Source organism: Roseovarius sp. D0-M9 (genome assembly GCF_037083805.1).
In the GTDB taxonomy this organism is placed as follows: Bacteria; Pseudomonadota; Alphaproteobacteria; order Rhodobacterales; family Rhodobacteraceae; genus Roseovarius.
Genome location: NZ_JBAPKZ010000002.1, coordinates 80501 through 103866 on the forward strand (window position 1 = coordinate 80501; position 23366 = coordinate 103866).

Genomic DNA, 23366 nt, shown 5'->3' on the forward strand with positions numbered 1-23366 from the left:
GGGGCTCGATGCCCCGCGCGCGCCGCCCCTGGACCTTAGAACAGACCTTCGATCTCGCCGCCATCGTTGAGCCGGATCGAAGTTGCGGCGGGGACGCGCGGCAGGCCCGGCATCGTCATGATCTCGCCGCAGACGACGACAACAAATCCCGCTCCGGCGCTCAGGCGCACTTCACGCACAGGCACCGAATGGCCCGTGGGCGCACCGCGGCGGCTTGGGTCGGTGGTAAAGCTGTACTGCGTTTTCGCCATGCAGATCGGCAGGTTGCCGTATCCAGCCTCTTCCCACTGCTTCAGCTGATCGCGGATCTTGCTGTCGGCCACCACGCCATCGGCGTGATAGATGTTCTTGGCGATCGTTTCGATCTTCTCGAAGAGGGACATCTCGTCGGGGTAGATCGGCTTGAAATCCGATACGCCGCTTTCGGCCACTTCGGCGACGCGCGTTGCCAGTTCGGCACTGCCTTCGCTGCCCAGTTCCCAGTGACGCGACAGGATCGCCTCGCTGCCTTGGCCGCTGACGTAGTCCTTGACCGCTTGCACTTCGGCATCGGTATCGTTGACGAAATGGTTGATCGCGACGATCACCGGCACACCAAAGCTCTTGAGGTTGCCGATGTGGCGCCCGAGGTTGGCGCAGCCGCTCTTGACCGCATCCACGTTCTCGGCACCCAGATCCGCCTTGGCGACGCCGCCATTCATCTTCATCGCGCGCACGGTGGCCACCAGCACGACGCAGTCAGGCGCAAGGCCCGCCTTGCGGCACTTGATGTTCATAAACTTCTCGGCACCAAGGTCCGCGCCAAAGCCCGCCTCGGTCACGACGAAATCGGCGATCTTCAAGGCGGTCGTCGTTGCCGTGACCGAGTTGCAGCCATGCGCGATATTGGCGAAGGGGCCGCCATGCACGAAGGCGGGGTTGTTTTCCAGCGTTTGCACAAGGTTCGGCTGCATCGCATCCTTGAGCAGGACGGTCATCGCGCCCTCTGCCTCGATATCGCGGCAGAAGACGGGGCTGCGATCACGGCGATAGGCCACGATCATGGACCCAAGACGCTCTTCGAGGTCCTTGAGGTTCTTGGCAAGGCAGAGGATCGCCATGACTTCGGATGCCACAGTGATGTCGAAACCGGTCTCACGCGGGAAGCCGTTGGAAACGCCGCCCAGTGAGGCCGTGATCTGGCGCAGGGCGCGGTCGTTCATGTCGACCACGCGGCGCCAGACGACGCGGCGGATGTCGATGTCCAGTTCGTTGCCCCAATAGATATGGTTGTCGATCATCGCCGACAGCAGGCTGTGCGCGCTGGTGATCGCGTGGAAATCCCCTGTAAAGTGCAGGTTCATGTCCTCCATCGGCACGACCTGGGCATAGCCGCCGCCCGCGGCGCCACCCTTCATGCCAAAGTTCGGCCCAAGGCTTGCCTCGCGGATACAGACCATCGCCTTCTTGCCAATGGCGTTCAGGCCGTCGCCCAGACCGACAGTCGTCGTCGTCTTGCCCTCGCCTGCGGGCGTGGGGTTGATCGCGGTGACGAGGATCAGCTTGCCGCTCTTGTTGCCCTGAACGCTGTCGATATAGCTTTGCGAGACCTTGGCCTTGTCGTGGCCGTAGGGCAGCAGATGTTCGTTCGGGATGCCCAGCTTGTCACCGATCTCCTGGATCGGCTTTTTCTGTGCGGCGCGCGCAATTTCGATATCGCTCTTGTAGGCCATTAGGATCAGTCCCTCGTTGGTTGCGTCACTCGGCGGCGACGGAAGATTGGGTGTCGGCTTCTACCTTGACGGCAGAAAACTTGAATTCCGGGATCTTGCCATAGGGGTCGATCGCGGGGTTTGTCAGGATGTTCGCCGCCGCCTCGACAAAGGCGAAGGGCAGGAACACCATGTCGGGGGCTATGGCGCGGTCGGAGCGCGCCATGATGCTGATGCTGCCGCGCTTGGTGCTCAGACGCACGTGCTCGCCGGGCTCTACCCCCAGTTTGCGCAGCGTCGAGGGGTGGAGCGAGCAGTTTGCCTCGGGCTCCACCGAGTCCAGAACGCGGCTGCGGCGCGTCATCGAACCGGTGTGCCAATGCTCAAGCTGACGGCCCGTGATCAGGATCATCGGGAAATGCTCATCAGGCACATCGTCGGGCGCGATGACCGATGCCGGCGTAAAGCGCGCGCGACCCTGCGGTCTGGGAAAGCCGTCACCAAAGACGATGGCCTGCCCCGGATCGGTGGGGCTGAGCGACGGGTAGGTCACCGCGCCCTCCGTCTCAAGACGATCCCAAGTGATGTTGTCCAAGCTGCGCATGTTCAACTTCATCTCGGCAAAGATATCGGCGGGGCTGTCATATTTCCAGTTCAGGCCAAGGCGGTTGGCCAGATCGTTCGTGATGCGCCAATCCTCGCGCGCATCGCCAACGGGCGGCACGGCGGCGCGGGCGATCTGCACCTGACGGTTGGTATTCGTGACGGTGCCCGATTTTTCGGCAAAGGCCGACGCGGGCAGGATGATGTCGGCATAATTCGCCGTCTCGGTCAGGAAGATGTCCTGCACCACCAGTGTATCGAGCTTGGCCAGCGCATCGCGTGCATGGTCCACATCGGGGTCGGACATGGCCGGGTTTTCGCCCAGAATATACATCGCCTTGATGTCACCGTCATGGACCGCATCCATGATCTCGGTCACGGTCAGGCCCTTTTCGGCGCTGAAATCCTCCGATTGCCACACCTCGGTAAAGGCGTTTCGCACACCGTCATCCGTGACGCTTTGATAGTCAGGCAGGAAATTCGGGATAAGGCCCGCATCACTGGCGCCCTGCACGTTGTTCTGACCGCGCAAGGGGTGCAGGCCCGCGCCGGGGCGTCCAACCTGCCCGCACATCAGCGCAAGGCTGATCAGGCAGCGCGCGTTGTCGGTGCCGTGAATATGCTGGCTGACGCCCATCCCCCAAAAGATCATCGCGGATTTCGCACCCGCAAAGGTGCGCGCCACGTCGCGCAGCGTCTCGGCGGGAATGCCGCAAATGCCTTCCATCTTTTCAGGGGAGAAGTCGGCCAGATGCGCCTTCTCTGCCTCCCAGTTTTCGGTATAGGCGTCGATATATTGTTGATCGTAGAGTTTTTCCTCGACGATCGTATGCATGATCGCGTTCAGCATACTGACATCCGCGCCGGGGCGGAATTGCAGCATGTGCGACGCAAAACGGCGCAGCCCCACACCGCGCGGATCCATCACGATCAGCTTGCCACCACGCTTGGTGAATTGCTTGAAATAGGTGGCGGCGACGGGGTGGTTTTCGATCGGGTTGCAGCCGATGGCGATGGCCACATCAGCATTCTCGATCTCGTTGAAGGTCGCAGTCACCGCACCCGAGCCAACATTCTCGATCAGCGCCGAGACGGAGGAGGCATGGCACAGCCGCGTGCAGTGATCGACGTTGTTGTGGCGGAAGCCCTGACGGATCAGCTTTTGAAACAGATACGCCTCTTCGTTGGTGCATTTCGCACTGCCAAAGCCCGCGACCTCGCGGCCGCGACCCTTGAGCCGGCTCGCGGCCAGATCCATCGCCTCGTCCCACTCGGCCTCGCGGAAATATTCCTGCCAGTTGCCAGGGTCGACATTCAGGCCCTTGGCCGGCGCATCATCGCGGCGGATGAGCGGCTTGGTCAGGCGGTGGGAGTGGTGGATATAGTCAAAACCAAAGCGCCCCTTGACGCAGAGCCGCCCCTCGTTGGCGGGGCCGTTGATGCCCTCGACATATTTGACCTTGCCGTCCTTGACCTTGAGGTTGATCTGGCAGCCAACACCGCAGAAGGGGCAGATGCTCTTGGTCTCGGTGTCGTAATCGGCGCTGTCCCCGACCTGATTTTCGTCCACGACGGTGGCGGGCATCAGCGCGCCGGTGGGGCAGGCCTGCACGCACTCGCCGCAGGCGACGCAGGTGCTGTCGCCCATGGGATCGTCGAAATCGAATACCGGATAGGCGTTGTGCCCGCGCCCGGCCATGCCGATCACATCGTTGACCTGAACCTCGCGGCAGGCGCGCACGCACAGGCCGCATTGAATGCAGGCATCCAGATTGACGCTCATCGCGACATGGCTGTCATCCAGCAGGGGGATGTGCCCCTCTTCCAGCTTGGGAAAGCGGCTGGAGTCGACGCCCTGCATCGCGGCCATGTCCCACAGGTGGCTGGATTTGTCGTGCGCCACCTCGGGCTTTGGCTGGTCCGCAACCAGCATTTCGATCACCATCTTGCGGGCCTGCTTGGCGCGGGCGGAGTCCGTCTTGACGACCATGCCGTCGGTCGCCTCGCGGATGCAGGAGGCGATCAGGTTACGCTCGCCCTCGACCTCGACCATGCAGGCACGGCAATTGCCATCGGGGCGATAGCCCGGCTGCGGCTTGTGGCAGAGGTTTGGAATGATCAGGCCACGGCCGTGGCTGATTTCCCAGATCGTCTGACCCTTGGGCGCGGTGACCTCGGCGCCATCGAGCGTGAAGGTGACTGTTTCCATCTTGGCTTCGGACATCAGATTTCCTCGGGAAAATGTTTCATCGCAGAGCGGATCGGGTTGGGCGCCGCCTGCCCAAGACCGCAGATCGACGCGTCGGCCATCGCAGTGCACAGCTCGCCCAGAAGATCCTGATCCCATGTGTCGGCCTGCATCAGCTTGACCGCCTTTTCGCAGCCGACCCGGCAGGGGGTGCATTGGCCGCAGCTTTCATCCTCGAAGAACCGTAACATATTCAGCGCTGCGGCGCGCGCACTGTCCTTGTCGCTGAGCACGACTACAGCCGCAGAGCCGATGAAGGTGCCATGCGGTTGCAACGTATCGAAGTCGAGCGGGATATCGTCCATCGACGCGGGCAAGAGGCCCGAGGACGGGCCGCCCGGCTGATACCCTTTGAGGGTGTGACCGTCGAGCATACCGCCCGCCGCCTCGATCACATCGGTGATGGTCGATCCCGCAGGCAAAAGATGCACGCCCGGCGATTTCACACGCCCCGACACCGAATAGCTGCGCAGACCCTTGCGCCCGTTCTTTTCGACATCCGACAGGATCTGGCCACCCTCGCGCAGCACCCGGGCCACCCAGTGCAGCGTCTCGATATTGTTGACCAGCGTTGGCCGGCCAAAGACACCCACCTGCGCCACGAAGGGCGGGCGGTGACGCGGCAGGCCGCGCTTGCCCTCGATGCTCTCGATCATCGCGCTTTCTTCGCCGCAGATGTAGGCGCCTGCGCCGCGGCGCAGCTCAATATAGCCCTCTTGGACTATGCCCGCCGCCTCCAGCGCCGCGATCTCGCGCGCAAGGATTTCCAGCACGGCGGGATATTCGTCACGCATGTAGATAAAGCAGGTTTGCGCCTCGACCGCCCATGCGGCGATCAACATCCCTTCAAGGAAAAGATGCGGCGTCCGCTCAAGATAATAGCGGTCCTTGAACGTGCCCGGCTCGCCCTCATCGCCGTTGACGGCCACATAGCGGGGGCCAGCGGCATCGCGGACGAAACCCCATTTCTTGCCCGAGGGGAAACCAGCCCCGCCAAGACCGCGCAGACCCGAATCAAGCAGTGTTTGCTGGACGGTCTCGAATTTGCCGTTCTTGCGCAGATCGGCCAGCACATCATAGCCGCCATCCGCGCGGTAGGCGTCCAGCGCCTGATATTCGGGGATATGCGCGTGCGTATGGCCGCCCGCGATGGCCGCCTTGACCTTGTCAGGGGTGGCGTGGTCGATATGGGCGTGCCCCAGCTCCAGAACCGGGGCGGTATCGCAGCGGCCCATGCAGGGCGCGCGCAGCACGCGCACCTCGGCAGGGTCCAAACCCTGCTCCAGCGCCGCCTTCAACTCCTGCGCGCCGGCCAATTCGCAGCTAAGCGAATCGCAGACGCGAATGGTCAGTGCGGGGGGCGGTGTCTCGCCCTCCTTCACGACGTCGAAATGCGCGTAAAAGGTCGCGACCTCATACACCTCGGCCATCGAGATCCGCATCTCTTCGGCAAGTGCGCGCAGATGTGCGGCGGACAGGTGGCCGAACTTGTCCTGAATGAGGTGCAGATACTCGATCAGATGGTCACGGCGGATTTCGCGACCGTCCAGCAGGGCACGGACATCGGCCCATGCCGCATCATCCAGTTGGCGCCCCTTGGGCGTCACGCGACCCTTGCCGCGCCCGGATTTCCATACACCGCTACCTTGATCTGCGCCCATGACGACTCCTCACGTTAATTTCCCACTGTTTAATTTATTTTCCCTCCAGTCAACAGAAGCCTGTCAAAAACTGGTGGATAAACGTGGGATCGTGAAACACAAAAGCAGGCCGCGATGCGGCCTGCTGATCTGCATGCGTCACTTTGGGATCAAACTGCGCGCTCTACCATCATCTTCTTGATATTCTGGATGGCTTTGGCGGGGTTCAGACCCTTGGGGCAGGTCTTGGTGCAGTTCATGATGGTGTGGCACCGGTAGAGCTTGAAGGGATCTTCAAGGTCATCGAGGCGCTCGCCAGTATTCTCGTCGCGCGAATCAACGATCCAGCGATAGGCGTGCAAGAGCGCTGCCGGTCCGAGATATTTATCGCCGTTCCACCAGTAGCTGGGGCAGGCCGTCGAACAGCAGGCACACATGATGCACTCGTAAAGCCCGTCCAGCTTTTCACGATCCTCGATCGACTGCTTCCACTCCTTGGCCGGGGCGTTCGTCTCTGTCTCGAGCCATGGCTGAATGCTGGCATGCTGCGCGTAGAAATGGGTGAGGTCGGTGACCAGATCGCGCACCACCGGCATATGCGGCAGCGGATAGATCTTCACGTCGCCCTTGACCTCGTCCAAGCCATAGATGCAGGCCAAGGTGTTGATGCCGCCGACATTCATCGAGCAGCTGCCGCAGATCCCCTCGCGGCAGGACCGGCGAAAGGCCAGGGTGGGGTCGATGTCGGTCTTGATCTTGATGAGGGCGTCCAGAACCATCGGCCCGCAATCGTCCATGTCGACAAAGTAGGTATCGACGCGGGGATTCGAGCCATCATCAGGTGACCAGCGATAGATGCTGAACTTGCGCAGGTTGGTGGCGCCTTCGGGCTTGGGCCAAGTCTTGCCCGTCACCATGCGGCTGTTTTTCGGCAGGGTCAGTTGAACCATCTTCTACTCCTTTTCAGCCCAGCAGGGTCAGGCTGTTTTGGGCAATACATTGCAATGCCTCGGGGCGGCGGGCAATCTGGCCGATCTGTTCGGCAAGGGCCGCATCCACTCCCGTCACTGCGCCGCTGGCGATTTGCAGGATCTCGCGCGCATCGGCAGCGTCGATGATGCAATCGGTGATCGGCGCGGCGTTGAGGCCGGGATACCTGTCGGCAACATAGGTGTTCACGACGTTCTTGGCCTGCTGCCGCGCAAGGCCGTCGGCGGCGTCATTCGCCGCCGCGCAGGCCGTCAGCCCGGCAAGAGCCAAGATCGCAAGCGCCCTCATCAGAATGTGCGTTCCTTGGGCGCGATCCTCTTGAGGCTGATGCCGCCGGCATCCTCATCGGTCAGCGGGGTTTCAATGATGGGGCGATAGGTCAGATCGACCTTGGGCCCATCGACGCGGGTGATAGTATGGACGCGCCATTTTTCATCGTCACGCTTCGAGAAATCCTCGTGCGCGTGGGCGCCGCGGCTTTCTTGACGGGCCTCTGCGCCCGCGATGGTCGCCATCGCGTTCGGCATGAGGTTCGTCAGCTCGAGCGTTTCCATCAGGTCCGTGTTCCACACAAGGGTGCGGTCGGTCACATGCAGATCGTCCAGCTTGGCCGCGATCCCCTTCATCTTTTCCAGACCTTCGGCCAGAGTTTTCGAGGTGCGGAAGACGGCGGCATCGGCCTGCATCGTCTTTTGCATATCGTCGCGCAGCGCAGCCGTCGGCGTGCCGCCGCTGGCGTTGCGGATGCTGTCAAACCGCTCGAACGCCTTTTCGACGCCGGCATTGTTCGTTGCGGGAACGGCGCTGTCGGGATCGACGACCTTGCCGGCGCGGATCGCGGCAGCGCGGCCAAACACGACAAGGTCGATCAGCGAGTTCGAGCCGAGGCGATTCGCCCCGTGCACAGACGCGCAGGACGCCTCGCCCACGGCCATGAGGCCCGGCACGATCGCGTTCGGCTCATCCTCGGTCGGGTTCAGAACCTCGCCCCAGTAGTTCGTCGGAATGCCGCCCATGTTGTAGTGAACGGTAGGCAAAACCGGGATCGGCTCCTTGGTGACATCGACACCGGCGAAAATCTTGGCCGATTCCGAAATGCCCGGCAGGCGCAGGTTCAGGGCCTCGGGGGGCAGGTGCGACAGGTTCAGGTGGATGTGATCGCCGTCCTTGCCGACGCCGCGTTCTTCGCGAATTTCCATCGTCATCGAGCGGCTGACATAATCGCGCGGCGCGAGATCCTTATACTGCGGTGCATAGCGCTCCATGAAACGCTCGCCTTCGGAGTTGGTCAGATATCCGCCCTCGCCGCGCGCACCCTCGGTGATGAGGCAGCCCGCGCCATAGATGCCGGTGGGGTGGAACTGAACAAACTCCATATCCTGAAGCGGCAGGCCAGCCCGCGCCACCATGCCGCCGCCATCGCCGGTGCAGGTATGCGCCGAAGTGGCCGAGAAATACGCCCGCCCATAGCCGCCTGTGGCCAGAACGACCGTCTTGGCGTTGAAGACATGCATCGTGCCGTCGTCCAGCTTCCAGCAGACGACGCCGGTGCAGACACCATCGTCCGACATCAGCAGGTCGATGGCGAAGTATTCGATATAAAACTCTGCCTTTTGCTTGAGGCTCTGACCATAAAGCGTGTGCAGGATCGCGTGGCCTGTCCGGTCGGCCGCAGCGCAGGTGCGCTGCACGGCCGGGCCTTCGCCGAATTCGGTGGTGTGGCCGCCGAAGGGACGCTGATAGATCTTGCCCTCTTCGGTCCGGCTGAAGGGCACGCCGTAATGCTCAAGCTCATAAACCGCTTTGGGCGCCTCGCGCGCGAGGTATTCCATCGCGTCGGTATCCCCCAGCCAGTCCGACCCCTTGACGGTGTCATACATATGCCACTGCCAATGATCCGGGCCCATGTTGCTGAGCGATGCCGCGATGCCGCCCTGCGCCGCCACCGTGTGCGAGCGGGTCGGGAAAACCTTGGTCACGCAAGCCGTGCGCAGCCCCTGCTCGGCCATGCCGAGTGTGGCGCGCAGTCCCGCGCCGCCTGCCCCGACGACCACGACGTCATAATCATGCGTCTCGTATTCGTATTCGGCCATTCGTCGTCACTCCGGTCTTTTAGAGGGCAAGGCGCGCAATGGCGAAAACGCCAGCCGCCATCGCCGCATAGGAAAGGCAGTACATCAGAAGGATCGCGACCTTCCGTGCCAGCCCATGAACATAGTCCTCGATCATCACCTGGCATCCCCCGGCAAAGTGCCGCAGGCCGACGATCAGCGTCAGCGCGGCCACGATCGCGGGGAAAGGACGGCCGTAGTAGGCCACGACCTCTTCATAAGATGCGCCCAGAACAGGCCCGAAGGTGAAGATGAACAGCGGGATCAGGAAAACCAGCGCGACAGAGCTGAGGATCATCGACCAATGATGATGAACGCCCGATTGCGCAGAGCCGAGGCCCTCGGCCCGTTTGCGGTCAGTCAGAAAACGCATGACGATAGCCCCCTCAGACGATCAGGATTGTCAGGATGGTCAGCACAACCGAGCCGCCAAGGCAGATCCAGCCCAACATCTCGGCGCGGCCAATCTCGAGCATTGAACCGGTGTCCCAGATCAGATGCCGGATACCCGCCAGCGTGTGATACCAAATCCCCAGAAGCGAGAGCGTCATGACCAGATCGCCGAACCAGCTGGTCAGAATGCCATTCGCCGTTGCAAAAGCCTCGGGCGAGGATGCGGCGGCCAGAAACCACCATACGACCAGCAGCGTCGTGATCAGCAGCGCATTGCCCGTGACCCGCGTCAGGATCGACGTAATAGAGGTCAGTTGTGGGCGATAAATCGAAATATGCGGTGAAAGCGGGCGATTGCCCCGGTTCACATCAGCCATATCCAGGTTTCCTTTATTATGGTCCCGCACCGGAGGCTGAAACGGGCACGAGGCACGCGTGCGTCGCCGGGGCGGTGCTTGGGTTACGTTTTAGCGGTCTTGGCGCGCTTGCCCAGAGAAAAACCATTAAAATCCGCATCCGAGCCTACAAGGCGGGATTTTGTGATCACGGCGGAATATCATGTGATCACAAAAGAGATCAGCGGCACATCATGCCGCTGATCACCGGAAATCAAAGTGGAATCAGGGGCGCACCACGTAGCCGCGCGGCCCTGACTTCAGTGCTGGAGCGGCAGACCATGCTTGTCCTTCATCGAGCCGATGATGAGGCGCACGAAATCAATGATCGTCCAGATTCCAAGACCGCCCAGCGTCAGCAGCATCAGGATGCCGGTGCCCACCTTGCCCAGATAGAACCGATGGATGCCAAGGCTGCCAAGGAAAAAGCACAAGAGCACCGCAGGCACGAATTTCTTCTCGCTGACGGGGCCGATTGTGGTCGTCTGTGTCATTGTATTGTCCCTTATGAATGATGGCGCTGCGCGCCTTATGGATTGGCCTGCATCAAGATGGGGCGACCTTTTCCGTCGCGCCATTTTTCGATGATGAGGTAGTAAAATACGATTAAGGTATGAAGCGCATCCAGCACGATCACGAGCAGCGCCAGACCGACCATGCCCTGCACCGCAAATCCGATGGCAAGGATCAGCAGACCGACATCGGCGAGGCCATGCAGCCAGTCCTCGAGGTAGAAATGATGGATACCAACGACGCCAAAGATGCCGCACAGCATGATGGCGATGCCGTAGGACTTGGGAGACGTTTCGGCAGAATGCTGCATGTTGCGTGCCATTCGGAGGATTTGCTCGATCTGTCTTGGCCCAATAGCTGAATCCGCGCAACAATTATTGCATGCGCGCGCTCAATTCAGATCGGCCGCGATGCGCACAGCCAGACGCGCCGCGACCTCGTCCTTGGACATGCGCGGCCAGCCCTCGGCGCCCGCATCGGTAATCAGCGTCACCTCGTTGTCCGAGCCGCCCATGATGCCCGTTTGCGGGCTGACATCATTGGCGACGATCCAGTCGCAGCCCTTGCGCTGACGCTTGGCCGTGGCGTTCTCGATCACGTCATCTGTCTCGGCGGCAAAGCCAACGACCAATGCGGGGCGCTGGGGGCCCGGCTGCGACAGCGTGGCGAGGATGTCGGGATTCTCGGTCAATTCCAGCTGCGGCAGGCCGCCCTTGGTCTTCTTCATCTTGCAGGAACTGGCACTGGCGACACGCCAATCGGCCACGGCGGCAGCGCAAATGGCCACATCCACGGGCAGGGCCGCGCGGCAAGCGTCCAGCATCTGATCCGCCGTCTCGACCCGGTGCAGATCGACCCCGCCCGGCGGCGGCGTATCGGCGGGGCCGGTGACGAAAACCACCTCGGCCCCCAGCGCCGTTAGCGCACGGGCGATGGCCGCCCCTTGCGCGCCGGACGAGCGGTTGGCGATATAGCGCACCGGATCAATCGGTTCGTGCGTCGGCCCCGAGGTGACAAGGATGCGGCGGCCCTTCAGCGGGCCACCCGACAGCGCGCCCTCGATGGCAGCGGCGATCTGCAAAGGCTCGGACATGCGACCCGGCCCATGCTCTCCGCAGGCCATGTCACCGCTTTCGGGGCCGATCACGGCAATGCCATCGCCGCGGAGCGTGGCCAGATTGCGCTGCGTCGCCGCATGGTCCCACATGCGCACATTCATCGCGGGCACGATCATCACGGGTGTATCGGTGGCCAGAAGCAGCGTTGTCGCCAGATCACTGGCATGGCCCTGCGCCATCTTGGCCATCAGATCGGCCGTGGCGGGCGCGACCACGATCAGATCGGCGCTACGGCTGAGTTGGATGTGGCCCATCTCGGCCTCATCCGTCAGATCGAAAAGATCGGTATAGACCTTGGACCCTGCCAATGCAGCGACCGACAGCGGTGTAACAAACTCGGCCCCCGCGCGGGTCAGGACCGGGGTCACGCTTGCCCCCCGCTCGCGCAGGCGGCGGATCAGGTCAAGCGTTTTGAAGGCAGCGATACCGCCCCCGATAATCAGCAGAATTCGTTTGTTCGCAAGCGTCATGAGCCACCCCCAAGCGCCGCGACAGTATGGCGCGCGCCGGTGCAAGACAAGAGCGCCGCCTGGACAGTTGCGCGCCTAGGCGAGCGCCTCGCAAACATCGTCGCGGCGAGGTGCAGGGCTATGGATCTCTTGGTCGAAGGAGCCCATGGGCGATACCCCATTCTCGCCCTGCCCAATGCTGTGAACAGAGGTTGCCGGCGACGGCAGCGCGGCAAGCCAGCGCATCAGGCCAACAGGCTCTGCACCTCGGTACCATTCGCCTCAAGCGTCTTGCGCATTTTCTGAAAGGCTGCGGCCTCAAGCTGGCGCACGCGCTCCTTGCTGAGATTCAATTCCTCGCCAAGGCTTTCCAGAGTGCGCGGCTCGTCGCGCAGCTTGCGCTCGCGCACGATGAAGCGTTCACGCTCGTTCAGCTTGCCCATCGCTTCGGTCAGCCAGACGCGCAGAGCGCCCAGATCGTGATCGACCTCGACCAGCTCATCACCACGCGGGGCATCATCCTCAAGCGCGTCGATCCACTCGCGGCCCTCATCCTCAGAGCTTTGGGTCGCATTCAGCGAGAAATCCGAACCCGCCAAGCGCCCTTGCATCATTTCGACATCTCGCAGCGGAACGCCGACCTCCTGGGCAATCATTTCGCGCAGCTGGTATCCGTCCAACTCATGACCTTGGGCCATCGCCTCACGCTCCAGCCGGGCCTGAACACGGCGCATGTTGAAAAAGAGTGATTTTTGCGAAGACGTGGACCCGGTGCGCACCATCGACCAGTTGCGCATCACGTAATCCTGAACACTCGCCTTGATCCACCATACCGCATAGGTCGAAAACCGCACACCGCGGTCCGGATCGAATTTTTCGGCTGCCTTCATCAGGCCCAGCCCCGCCTCTTGGATCAGATCATTCATCGGCGCGCCGTAGCGGCGGAATTTCGACGCCATGGAAATGGCCAAGCGCATGTAGGCGGTGATGAGGCGGTGCAGCGCCTCTTCGTCGCGATGATCGCGCCACGCATAGGCCAGTTTCAATTCGGTTTCAGCGTCAAGAAGCTCGGCTTTCATGGCCTTGCGCGACAATGAACTGTTTTGTTGAACGTCGATTACCATCAGTCTTCCCCCGGTGGTGTACGCGCGAAGTCAGTTAGCGCTCTTTCTCAGTCATTCGCCAAGTGCTACGGCTAAGGAAACGTTTCGGATCACAAAAGAGTTCATAAATAATGTTGCCAAAGCTCGCATTGGTATTAGGGGGCGCTGCCTCGGGCAAGTCGCGCTGGTCCGAAAAACTGGTTCGCGGGGCGTCTGAAAACCCGCTCTATATCGCCACCGCAGAGGCCTATGATGACGAAATGCGCGCCAAGATCGCCGCGCACCGCAAGATGCGCGCAAGCGATGACTGGACCACCATCGAGGCACCCTTGGATCTGGCCCCCGCGTTGGCCAGCGCCGCCCCCGGTCAGGTGGTTTTGCTGGATTGCGCGACGCTCTGGCTGAGCAATCACATGCTGGCGGATCACGATCTGGAGGCCGCCGAAGAGGGGTTGATCGACGCTCTAGCTGCCTGCGCCGCGCCGGTCGTGGTGGTCAGCAACGAGGTGGGGCTGTCGGTCGTGCCGGACAATGCGCTGGCCCGCCGGTTTCAGCGCGCCCAAGGAAACCTCAACCAGCGCCTTGCAGCCGAGGCCGGGCTGGTCGTCCAGATGATCGCGGGCCTGCCCCTTGTGATGAAAGGAGCACTGCCCTGAGCCGTTTTTTCTGGGTCCGTCACGGGCCGACGCATGCCAAATCCATGGTCGGCTGGACCGATCTGCCCGCCGACCTCAGCGATACGGCCCAGATCGCGCGCCTCGATGCGCATTTGCCGCAGGATGCGCTGATCGTGTCATCGGATCTAGCCCGCGCGCGCGACACCGCCAACGCGATCACCGGCAGGCGCACGCGCCTGCCCGATGACCCGGCCCTGCGCGAGATCAACTTTGGCGCTTGGGAAATGGCGCAGTTCGATACTGCGCCGCACCCCGAACTGCTGCGCGCCTTTTGGGAAACACCCGGCGATCTGAGCGCCCCCGAAGGCGAGTCGTGGAACATGATCCAAACCCGCGTCAGCACCGCCGCCGCCGCGCTGCTGGCGGCGCATCCGGGTCGTGACATCATCGCCGTCGCGCATATGGGGGCGATCCTGACACAGGTCCAAACCGCCCTCGGCATAGGCGCCTATGAGGCTTTCGGCCACCGCATCGACAACCTGTCGGTCACATCGCTGCGTCACGACGGGTCGCGCTGGCATGCGGATGCGATCAATCACCTGCCCTGATGGCGGCGCGCATGGTCGCCGCTGATGCGGCCAGCATCGCCACAATTCATGGCGCTGCTAATGACGTTTCTGCTCACCCGTTAACCATTCCTAAATCTCTGCGGCGCTAGCGTTAACCAAAGTTACCGCCGAAGGGGCAGGAAATGGTCGCGCGCGCCTACACGGTCGCTTTTGAGGGGGTCGAGGCCCGACATGTCGAGGTGCAATGTGCGGTCACGGCCGGCGTGCCTGCCTTTTCACTGGTAGGTCTGCCCGACAAGGCGGTCAGCGAGGCGCGTGACCGGGTGCGCACGGCGCTTACCTCGATGGCCATTGCGCTGCCGTCGAAACGCATCACCGTCAATCTCAGCCCCGCTGACCTGCCCAAGGAGGGCAGCCACTTTGACCTTCCCATCGCGCTGGCCCTTCTGGCGGCATTGGACATCATCCCGAAGGACGCGATCGAGGGCACGACCTCGCTGGGCGAGCTGTCGCTCGATGGCACCATCATGCCCGTGATCGGCGCGCTGCCCGCCGCCATGGCCGCCGCTGACGAGGACCGCATCCTGCTATGCCCCAAGGCCTCGGGCGCTGAGGCCGCATGGGTCGGCGCCGCGCATGTCATCGGGGCAGCAACGCTCGCGGATGTCGTGCGCCACTTCACCGGCCAATCGCCCCTTCCCCCGGCCGAGCCGGGCGAGGTCACGCCGCCCCCGCTGGACCGAGATCTGCGCGACGTAAAGGGCCAGGAGCGGGCCAAGCGGGCGCTGGAAATCGCGGCCGCCGGGCGGCACCATCTGATGATGATCGGCACGCCCGGTTCGGGCAAATCCATGCTGGCCGCACGTCTGCCCGGCATCCTGCCACACCTTAGCGCGCGCGAGGCGCTCGAGACGTCGATGATCCACTCGCTCGCCGGCCTTCTGGACGAGGGCGGCATCAGTCGCACGCGTCCCTTTCGCGAGCCGCATCACACGGCCTCAATGGCCGCGATCGTCGGTGGTGGACGCCGTGCCTCGCCTGGCGAAATCAGCCTCGCGCATAACGGCGTGCTCTTCATGGACGAATTCCCCGAGTTCTCGCGCGCCGTGCTGGAAACGCTGCGCCAGCCCATCGAGACGGGCGAGGTGATGATCGCCCGCGCCAATGCCCATGTCAGCTATCCCTGCCGCTTCATGCTGATTGCCGCAGCGAACCCCTGCAAATGCGGGTATCTGAGCGATCCGGCCCGCGCCTGCGCCCGGGCGCCCGTCTGCGGCGAGGATTATCTGGGCCGCATCAGCGGCCCGCTGATGGATCGCTTTGATCTGCGCGTCGAGGTGCCCCCGGTCAGCTTTTCCGATCTTGACCTGCCACCCGCGGGCGACAGTTCGGCCGAGGTGGCGGCGCGGGTCGCGGCGGCACATGCCGTGCAGGCGGCGCGCTATGCGCAGGCGCCGGGCCTATACCTGAATTCCGATGCCGAAGGCGGCGTTCTGGCCGAGGTCGCCACCCCCGACGCCGAGGGCCGCGCATTGCTGACCCGCATGTCAGAGCGCTTCGGCCTGTCGGCGCGCGGATATCACCGGGTTTTGCGCGTTGCGCGGACCATCGCCGACCTCGACGGATCAGAGGCGGTGCGCCGCCCGCATGTGGCCGAGGCTGCGAGCTATCGCATCACAGGCGGGAAAGAGAACTGATCCAGCCATTCAGCTCGGCCAGCGTCTGGTCTGCCTCGGGGATAAGGCCCTGAAACATCGGCCAGACATGCGGCAGGTCGCTCTCGATCACACAGGTCACATCGACATGCTGGTCCATCAGATGCTCTGCCATGCGCCGGGCATCGTCGAGCAGGATTTCCGTGTCGCCTGCCGTGATCCACACGGGCGAGGCCCCGGTGAAATCCGCGTTCAGCGGTGAGGCGCGCGGATCTGCGGCGTCCGCACCCTGAAGATACATCTGCGCCAAGTCAGCGGCGCGAGCCGCTGGCAAAAGCGCATCGGCTGCGGCATTGGCCACAAAGCTGCGGCCGGAAAAGGTCATGTCCGTCAGCGGCGAAAAGCAGAACGTGCCCAAGGGCTGGCGCAGTCCATCCGCACAGATCTGCGCCAGCAGCACCAGCGCCAGACCGCCCCCGGCGCTATCCCCGCCGAGGATGACACCGCCCGGATGGTCTATCACTGCGCGATAGCAGGCCAGCGCATCGTCGGGCGCGGCGGGAAAGGGATGCTCGGGGGCGAGGCGATAGCGCGGCAAGAGCGCAGGCATCCGGGTTCGGGCGGCCAGATGCGCCACCAGCGCGCGATGCGTGCGAGGCGAGCCGAAGATGTAACCGCCACCATGAAAGTATAGGATCAAGGGGCCATCCTTCGCATCGGGTGGCGTGATCTTCACCGCCTCCAGATCGCCAATCGAAACGGGTGCAAAGACGGCATTCTTCGAGGCGCGAAAGAACAAGCGCGCGCTGCGCTCCATTTGGCGGCGCAGCCGCTCGGGGTGGGCGGCCCGCGCGAGTAGGGGCTTTTCGGTGCGGCGCAGCCAGCCACTCAGCAGGCGGGCCCGCAGGCTCACGCGGCGCTTGCCGCGCGGCGCGCCTCGATCGCATCCCAGATCTTGCCCGCGATATTCACGTCATCAAAGCGCTCGAGCTCCTGAATGCCCGTGGGCGATGTCACGTTGATCTCGGTCAGGTAGCGGCCAATCACGTCGATCCCGACGAAAACCTGACCCTTTTCGCGCAGCAGCGGCCCGATAGCGGCGCAAATCTCGAGGTCCCGGTCGGTCAGTTCGACCTTTTCGGGGCGCCCGCCCACATGCATGTTCGAACGCGTCTCGCCCTCGGCCGGCACGCGGTTAATCGCGCCCACCGGCTCCCCATCGACGAGGATCACCCGCTTGTCCCCCTTGGACACATCGGGCAGGAATTTCTGCACGATCAGCGGCTCGCGGCTGAATCCGGTGAACATCTCGTGAAGCGAACTTAGGTTACTGTCGCCGCCCTTGAGCAGGAACACCCCCGCACCGCCATTGCCATAGAGCGGCTTGAGAATGATATCGCCATGCCGGTCGCGGAAACGCCGGATCGTGGCGAGATCACGCGCTATGGCCGTGGGGGGCATAAGATCAGGAAAATCGAGGATCAGAAGTTTTTCGGGAAAGTTGCGCACCCAGAACGGATCATTCACAACAAGCGTGCCCGGCGCGAGACGATCCAGAAGATGCGTGGTGGTAATGTAGAACATGTCGAAGGGCGGGTCCTGACGTAGCCAGACAACATCGAACTCCGCGAGGTCCACTGTCTCCATCTCGCCCAGTATCGCATGATCGCCCTTGACCCGCTGCACCTTCAGAGATTGACCGCGGGCCATGATGTGCCCCTCGTCAAAGGCGAGGTTCTCGGGGGTGTAATAAAAAAGCTGATGCCCCCTCGCCTGCGCCTCTTCGGCAAGTCGAAACGTGCTGTCGGCATCGATATTGACCGGGCCGATCGGATCCATCTGAAACGCAATTTTCATGGGGTTCCCCTGTCTTGCTACCCGGTCTTCATGGGCCAAGGGCGCCGGGGGTGCAATTCAGAAATGCGAGAACAATCCCTCTAGGATGTCACAGCGCCCAGTGCCATCAACGACGGCCAGATCAAAGCGAACATCGGTCAGCTGCCCTTTGGGGCAATGCGCGAGGTATTCCGAGCCTGCCGCGTGAATGCGGCACATCTGCGCGGGCCGCAGGCTGGCAATCGCTGCATCATGCGTGCGCGCCTGCTTGACTTCCGCAAATACGATCTCCTCACCATCCGCCAGGATCAGGTCAATTTCGCCGCTCTTCCCGCGCCAGCGTGTCTCCAGCAGCCGAAGTCCGGCGGCGGCGTAGAGCGCGATGGCGCGTTCCTCGGCGGCAAGGCCGGAATTATACGCGCGCTTGCCACGGTCGCGCCGTGCCGCCGCCGGGGGCGCGTCCCGAAGATCAAGCATCTGTGTCATTTCAACCCTATTTGCTATCCGCGCCCATCCGCAGGGCAATCTGGTAGACATCCCGCCGCTTGAGACCCAAATCATGCGAGACAGAATCAGCTGCGTCCCGAACAGACATATCATCCATCACCTCTGCCAAGGCCTGTTCTATATCAGACAAGTTAACAGACCGTTCCCCGGCGCGGTCGATCAGGACCACCATTTCACCCTTGCGTGGGGATTGGGCGAGGTTTTCGGCCAATTCATCGAGAGACCCGCGCAAGACCTCTTCGAATTTCTTGGTCAATTCACGGCACACGGCCCCCTGCCGCTCCCCGCCTAGCACGCTGGCCGCGTCCCGCAGCATGGCCGCCGCGCGCTTGGGCGATTCGTAGAACGCCAGCGTCGCGGGCACGCCAGCGAGGCTGCGAAGGGCGGTTTTCCGCGCGGTCTTCGTGTTTGGCAAAAAACCCGCAAAGAGAAACCTGTCGGTCGGCAATCCGGAGAGGGTCAACGCTGTGATCACCGCCGAAGGCCCCGGCGCCGAGATCAGCCCGTGCCCCTCTGCAATCGCCGCGCGGGCCAGGTCAAATCCGGGGTCGGCCACCATGGGCGTGCCAGCTTCCGATGCGTAAACCACTGATTTTCCGGCCTCGAGCGCCTCCATCAGCCGGGGTCGCACCCGCGCGCCGTTATGGTCATGGTAAGCCACGAGTGGCCGCCCCTCGAGCGCAATGGCATGAATGTCCATCAGCTTGCGCAGGCTGCGCGTATCCTCGGCGGCGATCACATCCGCCGACGCGAGGATATCAAGCGTGCGCAGCGTGATGTCGCGCGCCGCACCGATGGGGGTGGCGACCAGATACATGCCGGGGGCGAGAGTTTGCCTGATATGATTCACTGCTGGACCCGCTCCACATGACGTCTATGATCGCCCGCAACGCGCCATCAGAAAAATGTCCGAAACGAGGTATCCCCCATGTTTGCTGTTTTGCCCTTCGCCCGCAAGGTGCTGACCCGCCTAATCGCCCTTTTTGCGCTTGTCTGGGTCGCCGCGTGCGAACCTGTGGGCATGGGCGGGATGGCCGGCGGTTCAGGCCAGTCGATTGATCCGGGCGCCCCGGTGGCGGTGGCCCTTCTTGTGCCACATGGCTCTTCGGAGTCGGGTGAAGCCGCGCTGGCACGCGATATTGAAGCGGCGGCAAAGATGGCTGTGGCCGACCTTTCGGGCGTGCAGATCGACCTGCGTGTCTACGGCACGGCAGGCCAACCCGGACAGGCTCAGCAAGCGGCACTCAACGCGGTCTCGGACGGGGCCAAGATCATCATCGGGCCGCTGCACGCGGAATCGGCCAATGCCGTCGCGCTGGCCGTGGCGCCCTCGAACGTCAACGTTCTGGCGTTCTCCAACAATCCGACCATCGCGGGCGGCAACCTCTTTGTCCTTGGTCAGACCTTCGAAAACACCGCTGATCGGCTGGTCCGCTATGCCGCGCGCGAGGGCAAGGATCGTATCGTGACGGTCTATTCCAACAACCTCGCCGGACAGCTGGGCCAGCAGGCCATCGCCAAGGCCGCCGCCAATGCCGGCGCGCAGATCGTCGGTGAAGTCGGATATGATTTTTCGCAGGACGGTGTTGTCGATGCTGTGCCGCGGGTCACGGAAACCGCGAACAGCACATCGGCCGAGGCGATTTTCCTGACCGCCAACTCGGCAGGCGCGCTGCCGCTCTTTGCTCAGATGCTTCCTGAAAACGGGCTGAGCCCGGAGATGACGCAATACATCGGTCTGGCGCGCTGGGACACGCCCGCGCAGACACTGGAACTACCGGGGGTGCAGGGCGGTTGGTTTGCGCTGCCTGACCGGGGCAAGGCGCAGCGCTTCAAGGCGCGATTCGCCCAGAGGACGGGCAATGAGCCACATCCCATCGCTGGCCTCGGCTATGACGGGATCGCCGCAGTTGGCGCGCTGATCAAGACGGGCAAGCGCGATGCGCTGTCGCGGTCCGGCCTTACGCAATCGGCGGGCTTTCAGGGTGTTGATGGCGTCTTCCGCCTGCGCCCGGATGGCACGAACCAGCGCGGCCTTGCCGTGGGCACCGTGCGGGATGGCCGTGTGGTCATCCTTGATCCGGCGCCCCAGGGCTTTGGTGGTGCAGGATTCTGATCCAGCACCGTTAGGCACCACATGACACCAATGGCAATGGCAGGCCCGGCGCAGGATTGCGCGCCGGACAATCTGATCTGCGGGGCGGGCGAGATCTTTGACCGGCCCGGCGTCGATGCGCGTCTCGCCGCCCTGCCGGGCGAGACGGTGGACGACATGCGCAAACGTGCCGTGGAAGTTCTGGGCGCCGAGATGCGCCGGGGCCGCGCCGCGATCGCCGCCGCCGTGTCCGCGCATCCCTTGCGCGCTCGTGCGGCCACACGCTCCTACAGCTGGCTTACTGATTGCCTTGTTCTGGCCGCCCACCGCCTTGCCTCAGAGGTGATCCACCCCATGGCAAACCCCACCGAGGCGCAGCGCCTCAGCGTGCTGGCGGTCGGGGGCTATGGCCGGGGCGAGATGGCGCCCGAGTCGGACGTCGACCTGCTGTTTCTGACCCCCTACAAGATCACCGGCTGGGCCGAGAGCGTGATCGAATCCATGCTCTACATCCTGTGGGATCTGCGCCTGAAGGTGGGCCATTCCAGCCGCACGATCCGTGATTGCCTGCGTCTCGGGGAGGAGGATTTCACGATCCGCACCGCCTTGCTGGAGCATCGCTGGCTGACGGGGGACGCCGCGCTGGCGGGGGATCTGCGCCATCGCCTCTGGAACGACCTTTTTTCGGGGACCGAGCGTGAATTCACCGAGGCCAAGCTGGAAGAACGCGAGGCTCGCCATGAAAAACAGGGCGGCCAGCGCTATATGGTCGAGCCCAACGTCAAGGAGGGCAAAGGCGGCCTACGCGATCTGCAATCGCTGTTCTGGATCGCGAAATACACCTACCGCGTCATGGACAAGGCCGACCTGATCGGCCAGGGCATGTTCACCGCCGACGAGTTCGACACCTTTGCCAAGGCCGAGAATTTTCTCTGGGCGGTGCGCTGCCAGCTGCACCTCATTACGGGGCGCCCCAATGACAAGCTGTCGTTCGATCTACAGGTCGATGTGGCGGAGCGCATGGGATATTCCGACACCGCCGGGCGGCGCGGCGTCGAGGTGTTCATGCAGGACTACTTTCGCCACGCCACGGCCGTCGGCGATCTGACGCGCATCTTTCTGACCCAGCTGGAGGCGGCGCACATAAAGTCCGAGCCCCTGCTGCAACGGCTTTTTCGGCGCAAGCGCAAGCTGAAGGACGGCTATGTCGAGGTGCATGGTCGCCTTGCCATCGTGGATGAAGACGCCTTTCTGGCCGATCCGATCAACCTCTTGCGCCTCTTTGACGAGGCGCTGCGCACGGGCCTCTTGATCCATTCCGACGCGATGCGGCTGGTCACGGCCAATCTGCACCTTTTTACCGACGAGGTGCGGGCCGATCCGGCTGCGCAAAAGCTGTTCCTTGGCCTGATGCTGCGGCACGGCAACCCCGAGCGCGCGCTGCGCCGGATGAGCGAGCTGGGCGTGCTCCCGGCCTTCATCCCCGAATTCGAGCCGATCGTCGCGATGATGCAGTTCAACATGTATCACCATTACACTGTCGATGAGCACACTATTCAGTGCATCAGCCACCTCGCCCGGATCGAGCGCGGCGAGCTAGTCGAGGAGCTGCCCGTCGCCTCCTCGATCCTCAAGCGCGGGGTCAATCGGCGCATTCTCTACATCGCACTTCTCTTGCACGACATCGGCAAGGGCCGCCCGGAGGATCATTCGATCCTCGGCGCCAAGATCGCGCGCAAGGTCGCACCGCGCCTCGGACTCAAGCCCAAGGAGGTCGACACCGTCGAATGGCTGGTGCGCTATCACCTTCTGATGTCGGACATGGCGCAAAAGCGTGACATCGCCGATCCGCGTACAGTGCGCGACTTTGCCAAGGCGGTGCAGGTGCGCGAGCGTCTCGATCTGCTCTGCGTGCTGACGGTCTGCGATATCCGGGGCGTTGGCCCCGGCACGTGGAACAATTGGAAGGCGTCACTGCTGCGCGCGCTCTACCGCCAGACCCTGAATGCGATGGAAAACGGGCTGGAGGATCTGAACCGCGAGCAGCGCGGATCGGATGCCAAGCACAGCCTGCGCCGCGCGCTGGAGGGCTGGGACGCCAAGGCCCTCAAAGCCGAGACGGCGCGGCACTACCCGCCCTACTGGCAGGGCCTTCATGTCACAGCGCATGTCGTCTTTGCCCGCCTTTTGCGCGACATGGCAGGCAAGCACGGCGAGATCGGTATTGATCTGCACCCTGACGAGGATCGCGACGCGACGCGCGCCTGCTTTGTCATGGAGGATCATCCCGGCATCTTTTCACGCCTCGCCGGGGCGCTGGCGCTGGTGGGTGCGGGCGTCGTCGATGCGCGCACCTATACGTCCAAGGATGGCTATGCCACCGCCGCGTTCTGGATTCAGGACGCGGACGGCCACCCCTTCGACGCCGAGCGGTTGCCGCGCCTGCGACAGACCATCCACAAGACGCTTAACGGCGAGGTGGTTGCACGTGACGCCATCAAATCGCGCGACAAGATCAAGAAGCGCGAGCGCGCTTTTCGCGTGCCGACTCATATCACCTTCGACAACGAGGGCTCCGAGATCTATACGATCATCGAGGTCGATACCCGCGACCGGCCCGGATTGCTCTATGATCTGACGCGCACCCTTGCGGCCGGCAACGTCTATATCGCCAGCGCGGTCATCGCGACCTTCGGCGAGCAGGTCGTCGATACATTCTACGTCAAGGATATGTTCGGTTTGAAATTCTATTCGGAGACCAAGCAGAAATCGCTGGAGGCCAAGCTGCGCGCGGCCATCTCCGAAGGCACGCAAAGGGCCATCGAGTGAGCAG

The 23366-nt window shown here is 63.0% G+C and carries 21 protein-coding genes; 5 read left to right on the plus strand and 16 right to left on the minus strand.

The features are described from left to right. Window positions 1-35: 35 nt before the first annotated feature. From V8352_RS02130 to V8352_RS02185, 12 genes are all read right to left on the minus strand, one after another. Window positions 36-1712 carry a formate--tetrahydrofolate ligase gene (locus tag V8352_RS02130; protein WP_336422605.1) on the minus strand — a complete coding sequence of 559 codons (1677 nt, stop codon included), beginning with the start codon at window positions 1710-1712 and terminating at the stop codon, window positions 36-38. A 25-nt stretch (window positions 1713-1737) separates the two neighbouring features. Continuing rightward, window positions 1738-4518, minus strand: a complete 2781-nt coding sequence (gene fdhF / locus V8352_RS02135) for a formate dehydrogenase subunit alpha (RefSeq protein ID WP_442970931.1) — start codon at window positions 4516-4518, stop codon at window positions 1738-1740. Continuing rightward, window positions 4518-6203 (minus strand): NAD(P)H-dependent oxidoreductase subunit E, encoded by a 1686-nt coding sequence (locus V8352_RS02140; protein ID WP_336422606.1) that lies wholly within the window; start codon window positions 6201-6203, stop codon window positions 4518-4520. The genes fdhF and V8352_RS02140 overlap by 1 nt, the downstream gene beginning before the upstream one ends. 149 nt (window positions 6204-6352) lie before the next feature. After that, entirely contained in the window at window positions 6353-7132 is a 780-nt protein-coding gene (locus V8352_RS02145; protein WP_336422607.1) for a succinate dehydrogenase iron-sulfur subunit, read from the minus strand. Window positions 7133-7145: 13 nt separating this feature from the next. Beyond that, window positions 7146-7460 carry a succinate dehydrogenase gene (locus tag V8352_RS02150; protein WP_336422608.1) on the minus strand — a complete coding sequence of 105 codons (315 nt, stop codon included), beginning with the start codon at window positions 7458-7460 and terminating at the stop codon, window positions 7146-7148. After that, entirely contained in the window at window positions 7460-9265 is a 1806-nt protein-coding gene (sdhA, locus tag V8352_RS02155) for a succinate dehydrogenase flavoprotein subunit (RefSeq protein ID WP_336422609.1), read from the minus strand. The genes V8352_RS02150 and sdhA overlap by 1 nt, the downstream gene beginning before the upstream one ends. Window positions 9266-9284: 19 nt before the next feature. Further along, the gene (gene sdhD / locus V8352_RS02160) at window positions 9285-9656 is read right to left on the minus strand and encodes a succinate dehydrogenase, hydrophobic membrane anchor protein (protein WP_336422610.1); all 372 of its coding nucleotides are present in this window, start codon (window positions 9654-9656) and stop codon (window positions 9285-9287) included. Between the two features lie 13 nt (window positions 9657-9669). After that, entirely contained in the window at window positions 9670-10053 is a 384-nt protein-coding gene (gene sdhC, locus V8352_RS02165; RefSeq protein WP_336422611.1) for a succinate dehydrogenase, cytochrome b556 subunit, read from the minus strand. Window positions 10054-10331: 278 nt separating this feature from the next. Further along, window positions 10332-10565 carry a TM2 domain-containing protein gene (locus V8352_RS02170; RefSeq protein WP_336422612.1) on the minus strand — a complete coding sequence of 78 codons (234 nt, stop codon included), beginning with the start codon at window positions 10563-10565 and terminating at the stop codon, window positions 10332-10334. 35 nt (window positions 10566-10600) lie between these two features. Beyond that, window positions 10601-10894 carry a hypothetical protein gene (locus V8352_RS02175; RefSeq protein ID WP_336422613.1) on the minus strand — a complete coding sequence of 98 codons (294 nt, stop codon included), beginning with the start codon at window positions 10892-10894 and terminating at the stop codon, window positions 10601-10603. Between the two features lie 81 nt (window positions 10895-10975). Beyond that, window positions 10976-12172 carry a bifunctional phosphopantothenoylcysteine decarboxylase/phosphopantothenate--cysteine ligase CoaBC gene (gene coaBC / locus V8352_RS02180; RefSeq protein WP_336422614.1) on the minus strand — a complete coding sequence of 399 codons (1197 nt, stop codon included), beginning with the start codon at window positions 12170-12172 and terminating at the stop codon, window positions 10976-10978. Window positions 12173-12396: 224 nt separating this feature from the next. Then, the gene (locus tag V8352_RS02185) at window positions 12397-13230 is read right to left on the minus strand and encodes an RNA polymerase factor sigma-32 (RefSeq protein ID WP_442970932.1); all 834 of its coding nucleotides are present in this window, start codon (window positions 13228-13230) and stop codon (window positions 12397-12399) included. Window positions 13231-13385: 155 nt separating this feature from the next. Between V8352_RS02185 and cobU the strand changes: the two genes are divergently transcribed. The 3 genes from cobU (at window position 13386) to V8352_RS02200 (ending at window position 16137) form a co-directional block, all read left to right on the plus strand. Further along, window positions 13386-13910 carry a bifunctional adenosylcobinamide kinase/adenosylcobinamide-phosphate guanylyltransferase gene (gene cobU / locus V8352_RS02190; RefSeq protein ID WP_336422616.1) on the plus strand — a complete coding sequence of 175 codons (525 nt, stop codon included), beginning with the start codon at window positions 13386-13388 and terminating at the stop codon, window positions 13908-13910. Continuing rightward, complete coding sequence (locus V8352_RS02195; protein WP_336422781.1) at window positions 13907-14479, plus strand: histidine phosphatase family protein; 573 nt, start codon at window positions 13907-13909, stop codon at window positions 14477-14479. Before cobU ends, V8352_RS02195 begins: the two co-directional genes overlap by 4 nt. A gap of 143 nt (window positions 14480-14622) precedes the next feature. Continuing rightward, the gene (locus V8352_RS02200) at window positions 14623-16137 is read left to right on the plus strand and encodes a YifB family Mg chelatase-like AAA ATPase (RefSeq protein WP_336422617.1); all 1515 of its coding nucleotides are present in this window, start codon (window positions 14623-14625) and stop codon (window positions 16135-16137) included. Here V8352_RS02200 and V8352_RS02205 read toward each other — a convergent pair. The 4 genes from V8352_RS02205 to rsmI are packed head-to-tail and all read right to left on the minus strand — an operon-like array spanning window position 16115 to window position 19288. Next, the gene (locus V8352_RS02205) at window positions 16115-17008 is read right to left on the minus strand and encodes an alpha/beta hydrolase (RefSeq protein ID WP_336422618.1); all 894 of its coding nucleotides are present in this window, start codon (window positions 17006-17008) and stop codon (window positions 16115-16117) included. The genes V8352_RS02200 and V8352_RS02205 overlap by 23 nt on opposite strands. Then, the gene (gshB, locus tag V8352_RS02210) at window positions 17005-17952 is read right to left on the minus strand and encodes a glutathione synthase (RefSeq protein WP_336422619.1); all 948 of its coding nucleotides are present in this window, start codon (window positions 17950-17952) and stop codon (window positions 17005-17007) included. Before gshB ends, V8352_RS02205 begins: the two co-directional genes overlap by 4 nt. A 57-nt stretch (window positions 17953-18009) precedes the next feature. Beyond that, the gene (locus tag V8352_RS02215) at window positions 18010-18417 is read right to left on the minus strand and encodes a YraN family protein (protein WP_336422620.1); all 408 of its coding nucleotides are present in this window, start codon (window positions 18415-18417) and stop codon (window positions 18010-18012) included. A 7-nt stretch (window positions 18418-18424) separates the two neighbouring features. Next, the gene (rsmI, locus tag V8352_RS02220) at window positions 18425-19288 is read right to left on the minus strand and encodes a 16S rRNA (cytidine(1402)-2'-O)-methyltransferase (RefSeq protein WP_442970934.1); all 864 of its coding nucleotides are present in this window, start codon (window positions 19286-19288) and stop codon (window positions 18425-18427) included. Window positions 19289-19366: 78 nt separating this feature from the next. On the opposite strand from rsmI, the gene V8352_RS02225 reads away from it, so the two are divergent. Together V8352_RS02225 and V8352_RS02230 are read left to right on the plus strand one after the other, a co-directional pair. Beyond that, entirely contained in the window at window positions 19367-20554 is a 1188-nt protein-coding gene (locus tag V8352_RS02225; protein WP_336422621.1) for a penicillin-binding protein activator, read from the plus strand. Between the two features lie 36 nt (window positions 20555-20590). Next, window positions 20591-23362, plus strand: coding sequence for a [protein-PII] uridylyltransferase (locus tag V8352_RS02230; protein WP_336422622.1), 2772 nt, complete (start codon window positions 20591-20593; stop codon window positions 23360-23362). Window positions 23363-23366 lie beyond the last annotated feature (4 nt).